Below are 17,499 nucleotides of genomic sequence, written 5' to 3'. Positions count from 1 at the left end.
GGTAGATATTTTTGTGTGTTTTTTGTTCATAATTTGTCCTAAGCCATTTATGGAGAAGGGACATGTCTGTTGATGTACGAATGAGTTCTCGGACTAATTCGTCTGCTCAGGAAGTTCGTAAAAATCATACTCATACTTTGAAACTTTCTGAGTGTGATCTTGCCAATCGTGCCGAGATTGAACAAGCCATTGCAGATCCTTTTGCACGTATTCCTACGCAGTTTAGAAACTATTTTCTACAACATCAGTATGCCCATCAGTTACCTTATTTACGTCAAGTGAACTACATGGCGCAGATTACGTTTCTTCTTTATTTCTTTGCTGACATTTTTATTATCCCTGACATGTTCTTTTGGTCAGGTCTTTCTCGAGTGGCCATGATTATTGCTGCCTTATTGGTCAGCTTTTATCTGTTTAAATACAAAAAAGATATTCGTGTGCTCGACATGATCTTACCGATTGGGACGGTCTGTAGCACCGCGATTTGGATTGGCTTACTACTGGCTTCAAATAGCCCAATGGTCTCGTCCTATATCTATGGTGCGTCGATCTTTATTTTAATTGCCAATGTCTGCGTACAAACACAATTTAAGCCCGCCTTGTATTGTTCGGGCCTTATTTCGCTATTGGTGTATTTTGCGGTGAGTCAGCTTTTATCATGGCAAGAAGCACTGATTTTTGTGGTGGTGTCTATTCCTGTTTGGATGATCAGCCTGCATATGAGTTGGAACAATACGCTCAATGCACGTCGTCATTTTTTACGTACCCTGCTTGATGACTGGAATATGCATACGCTGAAAAATCTTGCGCATACAGATGAGCTCACCCAGTTATATAACCGTCGTCAGTTTGTTCAGTTGGCTGAGCATCGCATCCATGAATGGCCAACGCCTGCAAGTACTTGCTTATTGATGTTTGATGTCGATCATTTTAAACATATTAATGATAATTACGGACATGATGTTGGTGATCAGGTATTGCAATGTATCGCTGAAACCACCCGCAAAGAAATGCGCCAAAAAGATGTCTTGGCTCGTTTTGGTGGTGAAGAATTTATTGTGCTTCTATCTGAAACGCAAATACAGGATGCAATGTTGATCGCGGAACGTATTCGTTTAACACTTCAAAATCAATCTTTGCTGAATGTCGCAAATCACCCGATCCAATTTACCGTTTCCATTGGTGTTTCACAGCTTAAATCACATAAGCAAAATTTAACTGAACTGATTAAGCAAGCTGATATTGCGCTGTATCAGGCGAAAGAAAATGGCCGTAACCGTGTAGAACGCTATGATTCAAGTATGAAACCGGAACGTAAATCGACGAAGTCTTGGCAAAGCTTTACCCATAAAGTGAAGCCTAAAGCTGAACCGAATAATGAAAGCGATAGTAGTTGGTCAATTGTTTATAAATAGAATGTTGAGATATAAAAAAGGACGCCGAGGCGTCCTTTTTTATTGAACAGTTAACAATCAATAAGTATATTTTAACAACAATAAATATTTGAATTTTATGATTATCGGGGAAATAAATGAAAATTAAGCGTATATCCAAAATTGATAATTTTTCTATTTTTAAAAATTTTGATTGGGCAACAAGTCTTACTTATCAGAATAATAAGGATCAAAGTGAAGTATATGATTTTAAGGATATCAATATCCTTTATGGGCGTAATTATTCTGGAAAAACAAGTCTTTCAAAAATAATTCGAAGTCTTGAGAAGAAACAACTTCCGCCTAAATATGATAATCCTGATTTCAAAATTAAGCTTTCTGATAATACTGAAATTACTCAAAATAACCTTCAAGATTTTAGCCACCCTATTCATGTCTATAACTCCGATTTCGTAAAAGCACATTTAAAGTTTATTCATAATGAAGATGACAACATTGAATCATTCTCTGTAACTTTAGGTGGTGACAATCAGCAAATTCTAGATCGGATTCAAGAATTAAAAGATGAGTTAGGTTCAAATGAAGAAAATGCTAAATCTGGTGTCTACCTTTCTATCCAACATAAAGAGAAGGAGGTAAAAGATGCTAGTGAAGATCACGGTACTAAGAAAATCTATTTAGAGAAGTTACTCACGGACAAAGCGACTCGCAGCTCTGATTCGATCAAGACCCAACATTCTACTTTTGGTGATATTAATTACTCTATAACCAAACTTAGAAATGATATCGTTGAAGTTCAAAAAACTAGCTTCCAATCGTTAACTGCCGATCAAGAAACAGAAAAATTAGCCTTAATAAAACAAAATGAATTAACTACTCCACCTGAAATCCCTAAATACACTTTAAACTTCTCATCACTTGCCCAAGCAACAAATGAAACTTTAAAGACCGTTGTTAATCTAAGTGGCAAAATTGAAGAATTAACGAATAATCCTACACTAAACTCATGGGTACAAACAGGACATCAACTCCACCAAAATCGGGAAACTTGTGCATTTTGTAGTAATGAAATTTCAGAAGAAAGAGGACAAACTCTTAAACAACATTTCAATCAAGAATTTCAACTGCTTCAAAGCAGAATCTCAAAAGGTATTCAACTTTTAGATAATGATTTAGATAGTGATATATTAAAATTCACTTTAGATCTTAATCTCTATTATCAACAATATCACTCCAAACTATCTGAATTAAACTCGAGTCTACAATCTGCATGTAGTATGCAAAAAACATCGCTTAAACAACTAAAAGCAGCACTCGAGCAGAAACACGAGAACCCTTTTATAGAATTAGAATCAATAAACCCTCAAGATTATTCTATAGAAATCACAACTATTCTTAATCAAATTTCTAATATTAGAGATGAATGCAACCAATTGAGTAGTGACTTGAAAACTAAACAAAATGAAGCTAAAAATGCTTTACGTTTAAACCACGTTTTTCATTTCTTACATGATATTAATTTCAACAAACAAAACTTAGATATAAACCTAGCTTTCCAAGCGATTGGACCATTAGAAACTGAATTAGCAGCTCTTAAAGCTCAAAAAGATACTATGACTGCTGCAATTAATACGGAAGAAGATAAGTTAAAATCTGAAGGCGAAGCTTGTAAACGTATTAATGAAATTCTACAGCATGATTTTGGTCATCAACATTTGAGTCTTGAGCCTATTGAAACTGCCAGCACAAATGGGCAATCTATAAAGTTTGAAATACAACGGATTAAAAATGGAGTTAAAACTAAAGCTCACAATTTGAGCGAAGGTGAGCAAAGCCTAATTTCCTTTTGCTATTTCTTAGCAAAAGTCCAAGATGATTTAGATCAAAGCAAGAAACCAATTATTTGGATTGATGATCCTATAAGTAGTTTAGATAGCAATCATATTTTCTTTATCTTTTCTCTAATTGAAGAAAAAATTGTCGTTGATCAAAAATTTGGGCAACTGTTTATATCAACTCATAATTTAGAATTTTTAAAATACCTAAAACGGCTTAATGGGAAAAAATGGGGTAACATACAATTTTTTATTATTAAAAGAAACTTTGATACCTCTACTATAGTTCAAATGCCAAATTATATGAAAAACTATTTTTCAGAACTTAACTTTCTATTTCATCAACTACATCTGTGCGCAAGCGAAGAAAACATTAATGATCAGAACTATAATGTTTTTTATAACTTTCCCAATAATGCTAGAAAATTTTTGGAGCTATATTCTAACTTTCACTATCCAGATGGATTCTCTAACACCGATACGGAAAAGCTCAAATCTCTTTGGGGCGAACATTTAGTATTTACCTTTACAGATAGAATTAACAATGAATATTCGCACTTAGCAGGAATATTCGAAAGATCCTTTACCCCCTTAGAACAACCTGAGATGAATAAAGCTTCTTTTGCTATTTTAAAAAGAATTATTACGTTAAATCCAAGACAATATGAAGGTTTCTTAAAAAGCATTGGAATCGAATCAACCACTCTAGATCCACTTTACATAAAACTAACCTCATAAAAAAAGGACGCCTAAGCGTCCTTTTTAAAAAAGTAATTTTCGCTAGAAAATTACTCCCATTCAATCGTAGCAGGTGGTTTAGACGATACGTCATAAACAACACGAGAAACTTCTGCAATTTCGTTCATGATACGTGTAGAAATCTTGTCTACAAGATCATAAGGAAGGTGTGCAAAACGTGCAGTCATAAAGTCCACAGTTTCTACAGCACGAAGCGCGATTACCCATGCATAACGACGGCCATCACCTACGACACCCACAGATTTCACAGGTTGGAATACGGCAAATGCTTGTGCAGTTTTGTCATACCAGCCGCTTGCGCGAAGTTCTTGCATGAAGATGTCATCTGCTAGACGAAGGATGTCAGCATATTCTTTTTTCACTTCACCAAGAATACGTACACCTAGACCCGGGCCTGGGAATGGATGACGGTAAAGCATTTCAAATGGAAGACCAAGAGTTGTACCTAAACGGCGTACTTCGTCTTTGAACAAATCACGGATTGGCTCAACCAATTCGAATGCTAAATCTTCTGGTAAACCACCCACGTTGTGATGTGATTTAATCACATGTGCTTTACCTTGTTTGCTTGCCGCAGATTCAATTACGTCTGGGTAAATGGTACCTTGAGCAAGGAAGTTCACACCGTCAAGCTTACGTGCTTCTTCAGCAAACACTTCAATGAATTCACGACCGATGATTTTACGTTTTTTCTCTGGATCAACTTCACCAGCAAGCGCTGTTAAGAAGCGATTTTCAGCGTCGGCACGAATCACGCGGATACCCATGTTTTTCGCAAACATGTCCATCACTTGTTCGCCTTCGTTCAAACGAAGTAAACCGTTATCCACAAATACGCAAGTCAATTGGTCGCCAATCGCACGGTGTAAAAGTGCAGCTACAACCGATGAATCGACGCCGCCTGAAAGACCCAATAGAACTTTTTGATCACCAATTTGCTCACGAAGTTGTTCTACGCGAAGATCGATGATGTTTTCTGAGTTCCACAAGTTACGGCAACCACATACGCCATGTACGAAGTTAGACAATAACTCAGCACCTTTCGCAGTATGAGTTACTTCTGGGTGGAATTGGATACCGTAGAAACGACGTTTTTCATCAGAAACCATCGCCACTGGGCAGCTTGGTGTGCTTGCAGTGACTTGGAAACCTTCAGGAATTTGAGTCACTTTATCGCCATGACTCATCCATACTTTTAATTGGTCTTTGGTATCTTCAAGATCACCAATTAAAGCATCACGGACTTTAATATCAACTTCTGCATAACCAAATTCATGCACAGTACCTGGCTCAACTTTACCGCCAAGCTGTTCTGACATGGTTTGTAGACCATAGCAAATACCTAAAACAGGTACACCAAGTTCAAATACAACTTGTGGTGCGCGCGGACTACCTTCTTCATGAACACTTTCTGGACCACCTGAAAGAATGATCCCGTTTGGGTTAAATGCACGAATGTCTTCTTCAGACATATCAAATGCGTACATTTCTGAATAAACACCAGCTTCACGTACACGACGTGCAATAAGCTGACTATATTGAGAACCGAAATCCAAAATCAGGATACGGTCTTCAGTAATTTGGGTATTGGTAGTCATGGCAAACAACTATGCAGGCAACGAATATAAGCGCCGTATTCTAACATTTTTCTTGGACTTTCGCACACTATTCGGACAGGGGCAAAAATCCCAAGCCAAACGGTGTTTTTTACAACACATTTCAGGACTTTACCCATCCGCTTTCAATCAGCGGTAGACATGAAAAAAGCGGCAGAACGCCGCTTCGATGGATGCTCGGACTCATGACAACTTTATTTTGATTTTTCAATCCAATGATCAAAACTGAATTTACCTGCACCATGTAACATGAGAAATAATAAGCCGCCAGCCATCGCCAAATTTTTCATAAAGTTAATACCATCTTCTGCACCGCCATGGAATAAAAATGCAGTGATTAAACTAAATACGGTTAGACCTAGCGCTGCAAAACGCGCTTGAAAACCAAACAATAAAGCTAAGCCACCACCCAACTCAACTAAAATGGTGATCGGAAGTAGCCCTGCCGGTACACCCATTGACTCCATATAACCTGCGGTTGCAGTGTAAGCGGTAATTTTGCCCCAACCTGCCACAATAAAAATATAAGCCATCAAAATACGTGCAACGAGACTGACTACCGAATTGATTTGCGGCTGTTGACTCAGATTTTTCACCATCAAATTTGGATTAAACATACTGAAACCTATTTTTAATACTGTTCAAAAGATGTGCTTAGATTAGGTCGTTTCTTATTCTCGTTAAATATACTTTTATAATACTCATCATTCTATATATAGAACGGTTTTATTGATAATTAATTACGTTTTAATACTGACTTTGCTGCCCCAGACTGATAGCATCAGACCACTATTTTACGCATATAAGCCCCATGGAACTGATTGATTTTATACTACATGTTGATGACCATTTACTCGAGTTCATTACCAATTATGGCGTATGGATTTATGCAATTCTGTTCCTGATTATTTTTGTTGAAACCGGTTTAGTGGTCATGCCCTTTTTACCGGGTGACAGTCTTCTGTTTGCAGCAGGCGCGCTCGCTGCGTCAACAGGTGCCATGGATCCATGGGTTTTGGTGATTTTACTGTTTATCGCGGCAGTCTTGGGCGACACGCTGAACTACCATATTGGTAAATATATTGGCCCACGTGTCTTTGAAATTGAATCACGCTTCATTAACCGTCAACATTTGGTGAATACGCAAAAATTCTTTGAAAAACACGGTGGTAAAACCATTATTTTTGCCCGCTTTATTCCTTTTGCACGAACCTTCGCGCCTTTTGTCGCAGGTGCAGGCAGCATGAACTACAAGTACTTCCTGACCTTTAACATGATTGGTGCGATTTGCTGGGTTGGCTCATTTATCACTTTGGGTTATTTATTTGGCAATATGCCAATCGTGAAAGATAACTTCACCCATCTGATCTTTGGCATCATTATTATTAGTGTTTTACCGGGTGTGATTGGTTTTATTCGAGCAAAATTAAAGAAATAAACCGATGTGGTGAACGCCTTTAAGCAAAAAAGCGCAAAACCACGGGAAACATACATAAAATCAGCATCAGGGCCGACCCTTTATACAGAAGATCGGCCTTAATTTTTTGGGTCTTACCGGCCAAAATCGTCCGTCCAAATGACATCCAAAACAACGCAACCGGCAGCAAAACCACACTAAATACAGCGAAAACCAAAATAAAATTTAATGGGCTAGCCCAAGTTTCAATCGGGAAAATACCTGCAGCAAAAAGCAACGCTTTCGGATTTTTTAACGAGGAAATGAATAATTCACGTGGTTGAATTGAAGGATGTTTTTGATTGTACTGATGTAAATGCGTCGATTTCCACAAATGAAAAGCCAACCATAAAACATAGGCAATACTGAGAAAATGTAGCAAGTGAATTAAATTCGGCCACACTGGAGCACTTAAATGAATAATCAACGCCCATAAATTAATGGCATAGAAATAGCCCAATAATTCTGCAGGAATCAGCATGCACGTCTTTGCAATGCCTTGTTGATGTGCAGAGCTTGCCATTAGTGCATTGCTAGGTCCCGGCGTCATCATCACCGCAATCATTGCAAATACAAAAAGCCAACTCTCAATCATAAATATCCAGACAATGTTTCAAAGCGCACACCTTAGCCGAAATGAATTTAAAAAAACAAGTACGCGCTAGGTCAGTTTTATCCTTGTACAAGTCAAAGTGATCACACTGAATGTTCAAGATCAGAAGGAGGCATTAAAATTTACGAATAATATTTAATTTAATTTTTTCATAGATTTAAATATTTTATTGGCTCTAAATAGTGCAGTTTATTTGACTCAAAAAAAATGCCAGTAGACGCCTCGCCTACTGACAAATTTTATTACACTTTTCTCATAGCACAGGCCTAAGCCTCTGCTCATGATCCGTTTATGATTTTGCTGCAGTAGCCGAATTTGCGCGAACGATAATCGGACAACCTTTAAATTTTGCTGCCTGTACAATCGCTTCTTGCTCACCTAAAACACGTGAAAGTTCGGTACGTTTGGTATTTGAAGATTGTCCCATATTGACCGAAATACTCGGACCAATTCCCCAACCTCCACGGCTGCCCCAGCCACCACCGAGGCCAACACCGACACCAACGCCTGTGCGCTTCGGTGTTTCTACACCATTTTGAATATAGTCGTGGATTCGGTTGTATTCGCTTTGCAATTGTTGGCAACTCAAAGACTGATACTGTGTAGGTGAAACATAGCTTGGTTTAGGCGTACTTGCACATGCACCCAATACAACAGCAGTGAAAGCAACTAGACCACATTTAAGTGCATTCATACTTTTCTCGATACTACTTTTGCTCAATTTCATTGAACAATGATTGATAGGCTTGCGTCAATTTATGATCTGCAGCCAAATGGATTAAAGGTTGATTTTTATGATGAGATTCTTTCATCAGCACCGAAGGCGGTAACATGCTCTCCAAGACAGGAAGACCTTCATCTTTGAGTTGTTGTACAACTTCACGCGGTAACTTCGCCTGTGCCTGAAATTGATTGACCACAATGCCTTCAATTTCTAAATGATCATTATGATCATCCTGCGTTTCTAACACATTTTCGATCAGGGTCTGTAAGGCACGTTTTGAAAACACATCGCAGTCAAATGGGATCAGCACGCGATCTGCCGCAATCAGCGCAGATAAAGTAAAAAAGTTAAAGGCCGGCGGTGTATCAATAAACACTCGATCATATTGACCGCTCATCTGCTGCAAAGCATCACGCAGTTTGTAAATTTTATGCTTAGATTCTAAGGCATGTGCCAACGCACCCAAATTTGGGCTTGCAGGAATTACATCTAAATTTTTAAACGGTGATTGATGTACATAGCTTTCTAGACCTTTAGTACGATTTTTTAAAATCGAACCAATGGCATTTCCCAACAAACCTTTACTTTGTTGCGTCCCCAAGACTTCTTCAAAATAATTTTCAATATTGGGTTCAAGTGCGGGCTTATCTGCTGAGTAGGTCGCATCATCCCCCAACAAATATTGACTTGAATTGGCTTGAGGGTCGAGGTCAATCACCAAAGTTTTTAAACCTTGGTGCGCGCTTATCGCAGCTAAATTGACCGTAATACTCGATTTCCCCACACCACCTTTTTGGTTAAATACCACACGCGTACACATTCAAAACCCTCTAATCTTTGTTTTTCTACTCAAGCCTTGAAATCGGCCATGTGGATAAGCCATTTATCCAAAAACTGGTTTGATTATAACCAATGTAATGATGAAAATAAGTGCAACAGCTGCAATAAATAAGCCCGCACGGCGCTGAACCAATAATACACTGTCATCTTTCTTATACGCTTTAGATAAAGAAGACAGCAGCGCCAAAAACAACACAACTTTGGCATAGAACCATGGCTGCACATCAAAGTTCTTCATAAACAATAAGATAATTCCCGTCACGGCAATTAATGTCATTGAGCCATGTTGCAATGCAACAAAAAACTTACGACCTGATGGATTCGGTAAATTGCCCTGCGTCCCTTTAAACAGCGTAAAAGCACGAATGAAAATGGCAGCACAGCCTAAAGCCACGCCACACATATGAATGATTTTAATGATTAATTGCGTTTCCATGGTTTACCTTAAGATGACTTAGGTGCATGCGCACATTCAGGGCTAGTGGTGTCTTGATCTTTCCATTCTTCAGGTAAAAAAGCATGAATGGCCAAGGCATGAATTTGCCCCGGACTAAGTAAATCACCTGCTGCGGCATAGACTTTTTGATGACGTTGCACCAAACGTAAGCCTGCAAAAGCCTCACTCACAATCACCGCTTTAAAATGCGACTCTTTACCTGGGAAATAACCACCATGACCTGCGGACTCATTCACCACTTCAAGATGTGTAGGCGCTAATGTCTGTAGACGCTCAATTAATTGCTGTTCTAAACTCAAAACGGCTCTCCCAAATTCAAAAAAGGTTCAACTGGTCTTAGTATAGCCTGTATTTGTTCAAGTTCTTGTGTCGCAAAGTTGCTGAAACCATCTGAATTGCATGATTTCACCAAAATGGAAGCCTTCGACCTGCAAAAATCTTCCAATTTTCAAACAAATTGTTTTTATTTTATGCAAACGATGCACAGATTTTCATAAAGTTATTGACCTGAAAAATCCTTAATGTATTATACGTGGCTATGCGGGAATAGCTCAGTTGGTAGAGCATAACCTTGCCAAGGTTGGGGTCGGGAGTTCGAGTCTCCTTTCCCGCTCAAATTTTTTCATTCGGTTTTTTATTTAAAAAATTGGATAGACTCCGCGGGAATAGCTCAGTTGGTAGAGCATAACCTTGCCAAGGTTGGGGTCGGGAGTTCGAGTCTCCTTTCCCGCTCCAAATTTTTTTCGATTCAGTTTTTTAGTAAAAAAACAGGATAGACTCCGCGGGAATAGCTCAGTTGGTAGAGCATAACCTTGCCAAGGTTGGGGTCGGGAGTTCGAGTCTCCTTTCCCGCTCCAAATTCAAAAAGCCCTCATCGAAAGATGGGGGCTTTTTTATTGCAGATTGAAAAACATTTGAATCAATTTATAGCCCTTTTTTAATCTTTGCATAGCTCTATGATATTGAGCATCTATTGGAGTTCAAGCTGATTGATCACCATTAATAAAAAGTATTAAAAAAACAGCTAAGCCCCTGTCTTAGATATATTATTTTTAAAGTTGAATATCTACAAAGTTGCTAACACCAGATTTTCATCATCAATCCTCTTGTTGTTTTTCCTACATCTATTGTTTTAAATCAAACACTTATTTTATCTAATTTGCATATTTTTTATGCAGATTAAATGCTAAAAAGACATTCTGCTAAGTTAAGAATAATCCATCATTTAAAGAATCCCGCATTTACGAGTAGCGTTTTGATATCTATTAAAGGTGTCATTATGTCTCATTTAATCTCTGAAAATATTCATGTTATTGAAAATGACTTAGAAGCAATCCATGCAGCGTATCATGTTGCAGATTTTGCTTTGGAAGGTCGAAATGAACGTGATCAGAACCGCCTGCTGCCTTTTGCAGAAATCGACTTATTCAGTCAAAAAGGTTTAGGTGGCATTCGTATACCCAAGCAATTTGGCGGTGCCTACGTGTCCAACAAGACACTGGCGCAGGTTTTTCGCATTATCAATAAAGCAGATTCTAGCGTGGGCCAAATTCCACAAAACCAAATTGCCTTGCTGTATATGATTGACCTCATGGGAACGGATGAGCAAAAAGCCTTTATTTTTAATGAAATTTTACAGGGAAAACGTTTAGCTAATGGTGGGCCAGAGCGCAACACCAAAGACACTAAAACCTTAAACACAACGCTGCGCATTGAAAATGGAACATATGTTGTTAATGGTGAAAAGTTCTATTCAACCGGCAGTAGTTTTGCAGATTGGTTGGCGATTAAAGCCGTTCACCCTGAAGGTCATGTTGTCCTGACCATCATTGATCGACACGCTACAGGCGTAGAAGTGATTGATAACTGGAATGGTTTTGGTCAGCGCACAACGTCTAGTGGCACCGTCAAACTAAACCATGTGGCAGTAGACCCCCTATTAATTTTTGATGAACGTAAGCTTTCTGCAGGGCCAACGTATCGCGGTGCCTTTTCACAATTGATGCAAGTCGCGATCGATGTCGGGATTGCAGAAGCTGCCTTTGCAGACACCCTTTCTGCGGTACAAAAAGCCCGTCCGATTGTGGATGCACAAGTTGAGAAAGCCAGTTTTGAGCCCTACACCCTACAAGAAGTGGGTAAATCTGCCGTTTTATTGGATGCTGCGATTTTACTTTTAGATGAAGCCGCAGATTATCTCGATGAATTAGATCAGCTTGATCAGGTGAGTGAACAACAAGCCGCTCTAGCTTCGATTCGTGTCGCTGAAGCTAAAATCTATGCCAATGATGCAGCCTTACAGATCTCTGAAAAACTCCTTGAGTTAGGCGGCAGCCGTGCAAGTTTGAGTGCCCATAACCTTGATCAACACTGGCGCAATGCCCGAGTACACACCTTACATGATCCTGTGCGCTGGAAGCTGCATACCTTAGGCGACTATTACTTAAATCATAAATTACCTGCACGCCATGCGTGGATTTAAGGAGAATTCTGATGACCTCATTTCCAAATATAAATTCGCTACAGGCCGCATCAACAACACCTGCGCATATTATTCAGTCCGATGCAGAAGCACTTGAAATTGCAAAACAATTAGCTGAAAAATTTAGAAAAAATGCCGTGCAACGTGATGCCGAACGCATACTGCCGTTTGATGAAATCGAGGCCTATAGTCAATCGGGTCTCTGGGCAATCACGGTTCCCAAGGCATTTGGCGGTGCTGAAGTTTCAAGTTATACCGTGGCGCAAGTGATTGCGCTTATGAGTGGTGTAGATGGCTCAATTGGGCAAATTCCACAAAACCATTTTTATGCATTGGAAGTATTACGAAACACCGGCACAACTGAACAAAAGCAAAAGCTTTATGCCGAAGTGCTTGCTGGCGCTCGTTTTGGCAATGCCTTAGCCGAGTTTAAAACCAAGACCGCTGCGCAAAAACAAACGTCGATTCGCCCTCATGACAATGGTTTTGTGGTGAATGGTGAAAAGTTTTATTGCACCGGCAGTTTATTTGCCCATCGTATTCCCACATTGGTCAAAGACCAAGATGGTCGTGAATATTTAGCCTTTATTGCACGTGAAAGTACAGGTTTAGAGCTGATCGATGATTGGACAGGGTTTGGACAGCGCACCACGGGTAGCGGCTCTGTAAAATTTCACCAAGTTGCAGTTCCTGCCATAGATGTCATTCCCTTTGATCGGGCATTTACGGAGCCGACATTGGTTGGGCCATTTGCGCAAATTATGCATGCTGCGATTGAAGTCGGTATAGCCCGCGCAGCCTTTGAAGAAAGTTTGAGCCGCGTACACCAAGCTCGACCATGGATTGATTCAGGTCTTGATCTTGCAAGCGAAGATCCTTTAACCAAATACGAACTCGGTCGCATTGCCGCAGATGTTCGCGCCAGTGAGGTCTTGCTGAAACAAGCCGCTCGTGCCATCGATGCTGCTCACCCACAGCCCAATGCCGAAAACATCGCAAAAGCCTCATTAGATGTAGCGAAAGTGCGTGCGCATAGTACTGAAACCGCACTGAAAGCGGCATCAAAATTGATTGAGCTTGCAGGCAGCCGTGGAAGTCAGCGTGAAGATGGCCTAGATCGATTTTGGCGTAATGCACGTGTCCACACCTTGCATGATGCAGGGCGTTGGAAATATTTCTTCATTGCCAATTACCTCCTAAATGGCGTATTGCCCCCACGTCGAGGGACCTTGTAATGAGCCCAATCACGACGGCAGATACCCAATCACATTCTGCCAAGAAAATTTTACTGAATGCCTTCGACATGAACTGTGTCGGCCATATCAATCATGGCTTATGGACCCATCCACGCGATGAGTCACACCGCTTTAATGAACTGAGCTATTGGACCGATCTTGCCAAAACCTTGGAGAAAGGGCTGTTTGATGGGCTATTTATAGCGGATATCACAGGGGTCTATGATGTTTATGAAGGCAATATCGATCTCACACTTAAAGAATCGATCCAACTGCCGAGCCATGACCCCAGCACCCTGATTTCTGCAATGGCTGCGGTCACTGAAAACTTAGGTTTTGGTGTAACAGTCAATTTGAGCTATGAAACGCCTTATCAATTTGCACGTCGATTTGCCAGCCTAGACCACCTGACCCAAGGTCGAATCGGCTGGAATATCGTGACTGGATATTTAGATAGTGCAGAACGCTTGATTGGACAAAAAGGCTTGAAAGATCATGACCTACGCTATGAACAAGCTGAAGAGTTTTTGCAGCTTTGCTATAAGTTTTGGGAAGGTTCTTGGGAAAATGATGCGGTTCAAAAAGATAAAGCTCATCGCATCTTTAGCGACCCCAAAAAAGTACATGCCATTCAACACCAAGGCAAGTTCTATCAAAGCCAAGGGGTATTTCAAGTTTCCCCTTCAATACAGCGCACCCCTGTGTTGTATCAGGCCGGTGCTTCACCACGTGGTTTAGCTTTTGCTACGCAACATGCAGAAGGCATGTTTATCGGTGCAGACAGCGCAGAAAAAGTTAAAAATCAGGTACAAAAAATTCGCAGCCAAACCGCAGCGCATGGTCGTGACCCACAAGCCATCAAACTCTTTGTTGGCATTACGGTGGTGACCGCAGAGACCGATGAACTCGCCCAAGAGAAATTGGCTGAATACATTCGCTATGCCAACCCTGAAGCGGGACTAGCACACTTTTCCAGCTCGATTGGTATGAACCTCGCCAACTTTGCAGAAGATGAAGCCATTCCATATCAGCAGACCAATAGCATCGCATCGGTCAATCAAAAATTTAAAGAGCAAAAAATCACTCGCCAAGATTTGCGTGCTCAGCACGTTCTAGGTGGGCGTTATCCGCTCTTTGTTGGGAGTGGCGCCAACGTTGCAGAACAGTTGATTGATTATTTGGATGAAACTGGCATCGATGGATTTAATCTGACTCGCACCGTTGCACCTGAGTCACATCAAGATTTTATCCGTTTGGTCATTCCTGAATTACAGCAACGTGGTCGCTATAAAACTGCGTATGACACTGGCAGTTTAAGGCAAAAACTGTTTCAACAAGGTGACCATTTAGCAATGACACATCCCGCTCATCGCTACCGATGTCGCACTTCCGACACATCATCTCAGGCAGCACTTAAAAACGTTGAGACAGCATAAGCTGCAATTAAAAAACAATATTTTAGACAAAAAATTTAATTATTTCGAAATATAGAGGTGTGCCATGGCACAAACAGCAAAATCTAAATTCACACTGATTGGTGTGATCGTAGCCATCTTGGTGATTGGCTTAGTTATTTGGAATCAACAAAAGAAAAGTCATCAAAGTGAATTGGTGATTGGGATTAGCCCATCTTTTGCTAAACCCTTACAAGTCGCTGCAGATGAAGCCAAGCAGCAAGGACTGAACGTGAAATTGGTGGAATTTTCGGACTGGAATACCCCGAATATCACCTTAAATCATGGTGATATTGATGCAAACTTTTTTCAACATCAGCCGTTTTTAGACAATGCAAAAAAAGAAACGGATTTTAAAATCAAAGCCTTTGATGTCGGTGCTGCAACCCATGTCGGACTGTATTCAAAAAAGTATAAAAACTTTGCTGATTTACCCCATAAAGCCAAAGTGGTGATTCCGAATGATCCGGTCAATCAGGGCCGTGCCTTACAACTGTTACAGCAAGCCAAGCTCATTGAACTGAAACAGCCAGATAACTTTTTATCGACTTTAAATGACATTGCAGCGAATCCTAAACAGCTTCAATTTATTGAGGTGGAAGGCCCTCAAACGGCACGTGCGATTGATGATGTCGATCTGGCTTTTGGCTATCCACATTATTTACGTCTAGCAAAAACTGCCGATCCTGAAAATGCCTTACTGTTTGACTCCAATACTGACAAGCGTTTTGCCATCTTATTTGCCGTACGTGATGACTATGTCGATCGTGACGATAAACTGCGTAAATTTGTCGATATTTATCAAAACTCACCTAAAGTTAAACAGGCATTGGACGCAGATTTTGGTGCAAAACTGTGGTTCCCTGGTTGGAAATAAGGAGTCGCTCATGGTGAGTTTCGGTTCATCGGTTGAATTTGCCGTCCCGCATATCCAAATCAAAAATTTAAATAAATTTTATGATGTGCAAGGACAGCAGGTGCATGCCTTAAAAGATATCAATCTGAATATTCCACAAGGCAAAATATTCGGCATTATTGGGAAAAGCGGCGCGGGTAAATCTTCGCTGATTCGAACGCTGAATGGCTTAGAACAAATCAGTGATGGCAGTATTCACATCCATCAACAGGAATTATCTCGCCTAAATCACACAGAGTTGATTGCTCTGCGTCAGCGTATTGGGATGATTTTTCAGCATTTTAATTTGATGTCTGCCAAAACCGTGTATGACAATATCGCGCTGCCACTTAAAATCGCCAATTTCAGTCAAGCCGATATCGCTCAGCGAGTGAATGAAGTGCTGAAGTTGGTAGGTCTTGAAAATAAAGCAGAACACTACCCTTCTCAGCTTTCCGGTGGGCAAAAACAACGTGTCGGGATTGCACGAGCGTTAGTTCATCATCCAGAAATTTTACTCTGTGATGAAGCGACTTCTGCACTCGATCCAGAAAGTACCTCTGTTGTGCTGTCTTTGCTTAAAGAAATTAATCAAAAGCTCGGTATTACCATTGTGTTGATTACCCATGAAATGCAGGTCATTCGCGAGATTTGCGATCAGGTTGTAGTGATCGATCAAGGCGAAATTGTAGAAGCAGGACAGGTTTGGAAAGTGTTTTCTACGCCTCAACAGCAGATCACACAAGAGTTACTCAACCTTGAACAACTTGATTTACCAAGCGACATTCAGCCACAACCGTCAGATTCAAATGATCAAATCATTTTAAAATTACGATATGAATCGACACTACAACAGTCGCCTGACTTAAAGTTTATTTTTGATCAATTTCAGGCGCCAGTACATCTGTATCAAAGTCATATCGATAGTATTCAAGGGCATTTAATTGGCTCGTGGATTGTTGCTGTGGACCACAGCCATTTAGAGATCAACGCCTTATCTGAACAACTTAAACACCATATCGCACAGATTGAGGTACTTGGCTATGCACGATCAACTCATTGATTTACTGATTAGTGGAACTATTGATACTTTACTGATGGTCGGCGTTTCAGCTTTTGTGGCCTTTCTGATCGGCCTGCCTTTAGCAGTCGTATTGGTGTGTAGTGCTGAACACGGGATTTATCCTTCAAAAAGCCTAAACCACACCCTAGGTTGGTTGGTCAATATTACCCGTTCGGTGCCTTTTCTTATTTTAATGGTGGCGCTCATTCCGCTCACGCGCTTTATTGTGGGCACCAGTTATGGCGTTTGGGCTGCCGTCGTGCCTTTAACCCTTGCGGCCACGCCTTTTTTTGCACGCATTGCAGAAGTGAGTTTACGTGAAGTCGATCAAGGTCTGATTGAGGCCGCTCAAGCCATCGGCTGTAATCGCAAACAAATCATTTGGCATGTGCTGCTCCCTGAAGCGCTTCCTGGCATCGTCGCGGGCTTTACTGTGACCTTGGTGACCATGATTAATTCTTCTGCCATTGCAGGGGCTATCGGTGCAGGTGGTTTGGGGGATATTGCTTACCGTTACGGTTATCAACGCTTTGATATGCAAATCATGCTGGCAGTGATAGTGGTCTTGGTCGCGATCGTGATGCTGGTTCAAGCCTGTGGAGATCACATTTCCAACCAATTGGATAAACGCAAAATTTAAAGATTTAAAACACCCCGCTCGATAATTTTTCGTATT

Annotated in this window: 16 protein-coding genes and 3 tRNA genes; 12 read left to right on the top strand and 7 right to left on the bottom strand. The window is 40.5% G+C overall.

Features of this window, described 5'->3' with window-relative positions:
• Window positions 1–80 precede the first annotated feature (80 nt).
• Both FTU80_RS13640 and FTU80_RS13635 read left to right on the top strand, forming a co-directional pair.
• Complete coding sequence (locus FTU80_RS13640; protein WP_180085707.1) at window positions 81–1,415, top strand: GGDEF domain-containing protein; 1,335 nt, start codon at window positions 81–83, stop codon at window positions 1,413–1,415.
• Between the two features lie 116 nt (window positions 1,416–1,531).
• Window positions 1,532–3,967, top strand: a complete 2,436-nt coding sequence (locus FTU80_RS13635) for an AAA family ATPase (RefSeq protein WP_180085650.1) — start codon at window positions 1,532–1,534, stop codon at window positions 3,965–3,967.
• A 50-nt stretch (window positions 3,968–4,017) separates the two neighbouring features.
• On the opposite strand, the gene guaA is transcribed toward FTU80_RS13635, so the two are convergent.
• Both guaA and FTU80_RS13625 read right to left on the bottom strand, forming a co-directional pair.
• Window positions 4,018–5,586 carry a glutamine-hydrolyzing GMP synthase gene (gene guaA / locus FTU80_RS13630; RefSeq protein ID WP_180085648.1) on the bottom strand — a complete coding sequence of 523 codons (1,569 nt, stop codon included), beginning with the start codon at window positions 5,584–5,586 and terminating at the stop codon, window positions 4,018–4,020.
• A gap of 212 nt (window positions 5,587–5,798) precedes the next feature.
• The gene (locus FTU80_RS13625) at window positions 5,799–6,221 is read right to left on the bottom strand and encodes a DoxX family protein (protein WP_180085646.1); all 423 of its coding nucleotides are present in this window, start codon (window positions 6,219–6,221) and stop codon (window positions 5,799–5,801) included.
• A 194-nt stretch (window positions 6,222–6,415) separates the two neighbouring features.
• On the opposite strand from FTU80_RS13625, the gene FTU80_RS13620 reads away from it, so the two are divergent.
• Window positions 6,416–7,042, top strand: a complete 627-nt coding sequence (locus FTU80_RS13620; RefSeq protein ID WP_078191514.1) for a DedA family protein — start codon at window positions 6,416–6,418, stop codon at window positions 7,040–7,042.
• A gap of 19 nt (window positions 7,043–7,061) precedes the next feature.
• On the opposite strand, the gene FTU80_RS13615 is transcribed toward FTU80_RS13620, so the two are convergent.
• From FTU80_RS13615 to FTU80_RS13595, 5 genes are all read right to left on the bottom strand, one after another.
• Entirely contained in the window at window positions 7,062–7,655 is a 594-nt protein-coding gene (locus FTU80_RS13615; RefSeq protein ID WP_180035118.1) for a LysE family translocator, read from the bottom strand.
• 307 nt (window positions 7,656–7,962) lie between these two features.
• Window positions 7,963–8,367, bottom strand: coding sequence for a hypothetical protein (locus tag FTU80_RS13610; protein ID WP_078191516.1), 405 nt, complete (start codon window positions 8,365–8,367; stop codon window positions 7,963–7,965).
• 13 nt (window positions 8,368–8,380) lie between these two features.
• Window positions 8,381–9,217 carry a ParA family protein gene (locus tag FTU80_RS13605; RefSeq protein ID WP_180085644.1) on the bottom strand — a complete coding sequence of 279 codons (837 nt, stop codon included), beginning with the start codon at window positions 9,215–9,217 and terminating at the stop codon, window positions 8,381–8,383.
• A gap of 63 nt (window positions 9,218–9,280) precedes the next feature.
• Window positions 9,281–9,673, bottom strand: a complete 393-nt coding sequence (locus tag FTU80_RS13600; protein WP_180085642.1) for a SirB2 family protein — start codon at window positions 9,671–9,673, stop codon at window positions 9,281–9,283.
• Window positions 9,674–9,681: 8 nt separating this feature from the next.
• Window positions 9,682–9,993 (bottom strand): BolA family transcriptional regulator, encoded by a 312-nt coding sequence (locus FTU80_RS13595; protein WP_180085640.1) that lies wholly within the window; start codon window positions 9,991–9,993, stop codon window positions 9,682–9,684.
• A gap of 241 nt (window positions 9,994–10,234) precedes the next feature.
• Between FTU80_RS13595 and FTU80_RS13590 the strand changes: the two genes are divergently transcribed.
• The 9 genes from FTU80_RS13590 to FTU80_RS13550 all read left to right on the top strand — a co-directional run bounded on the left by FTU80_RS13590 (window position 10,235) and on the right by FTU80_RS13550 (window position 17,463).
• A tRNA-Gly gene (locus FTU80_RS13590) sits at window positions 10,235–10,307 on the top strand.
• A 46-nt stretch (window positions 10,308–10,353) separates the two neighbouring features.
• A tRNA-Gly gene (locus tag FTU80_RS13585) sits at window positions 10,354–10,429 on the top strand.
• A 46-nt stretch (window positions 10,430–10,475) separates the two neighbouring features.
• Window positions 10,476–10,551: transfer RNA gene (locus FTU80_RS13580), tRNA-Gly, on the top strand.
• A gap of 398 nt (window positions 10,552–10,949) precedes the next feature.
• Window positions 10,950–12,176: an SfnB family sulfur acquisition oxidoreductase gene (locus FTU80_RS13575; RefSeq protein WP_218949056.1), complete on the top strand. Its 1,227-nt coding sequence runs from the start codon at window positions 10,950–10,952 to the stop codon at window positions 12,174–12,176.
• Between the two features lie 11 nt (window positions 12,177–12,187).
• Window positions 12,188–13,411 (top strand): SfnB family sulfur acquisition oxidoreductase, encoded by a 1,224-nt coding sequence (locus FTU80_RS13570; RefSeq protein WP_180085636.1) that lies wholly within the window; start codon window positions 12,188–12,190, stop codon window positions 13,409–13,411.
• A complete protein-coding gene (locus tag FTU80_RS13565) occupies window positions 13,411–14,847 on the top strand; it encodes an LLM class flavin-dependent oxidoreductase (RefSeq protein WP_180085634.1) in 1,437 nt (478 codons plus the stop codon). Before FTU80_RS13570 ends, FTU80_RS13565 begins: the two co-directional genes overlap by 1 nt.
• 64 nt (window positions 14,848–14,911) lie before the next feature.
• Entirely contained in the window at window positions 14,912–15,742 is an 831-nt protein-coding gene (locus tag FTU80_RS13560) for a MetQ/NlpA family ABC transporter substrate-binding protein (RefSeq protein WP_078191522.1), read from the top strand.
• 10 nt (window positions 15,743–15,752) lie between these two features.
• Window positions 15,753–16,823 carry a methionine ABC transporter ATP-binding protein gene (locus FTU80_RS13555; protein WP_180085632.1) on the top strand — a complete coding sequence of 357 codons (1,071 nt, stop codon included), beginning with the start codon at window positions 15,753–15,755 and terminating at the stop codon, window positions 16,821–16,823.
• A complete protein-coding gene (locus tag FTU80_RS13550; protein ID WP_078191524.1) occupies window positions 16,804–17,463 on the top strand; it encodes a methionine ABC transporter permease in 660 nt (219 codons plus the stop codon). The genes FTU80_RS13555 and FTU80_RS13550 overlap by 20 nt, the downstream gene beginning before the upstream one ends.
• Window positions 17,464–17,499 lie beyond the last annotated feature (36 nt).

This window comes from Acinetobacter sp. YH12145 (genome assembly GCF_013418335.1).
Taxonomy (GTDB): domain Bacteria; phylum Pseudomonadota; class Gammaproteobacteria; order Pseudomonadales; family Moraxellaceae; genus Acinetobacter; species Acinetobacter amyesii.
Note: the sequence above shows the minus strand (reverse complement) of the source record. Positions and strands in the feature narration are given on the sequence as shown.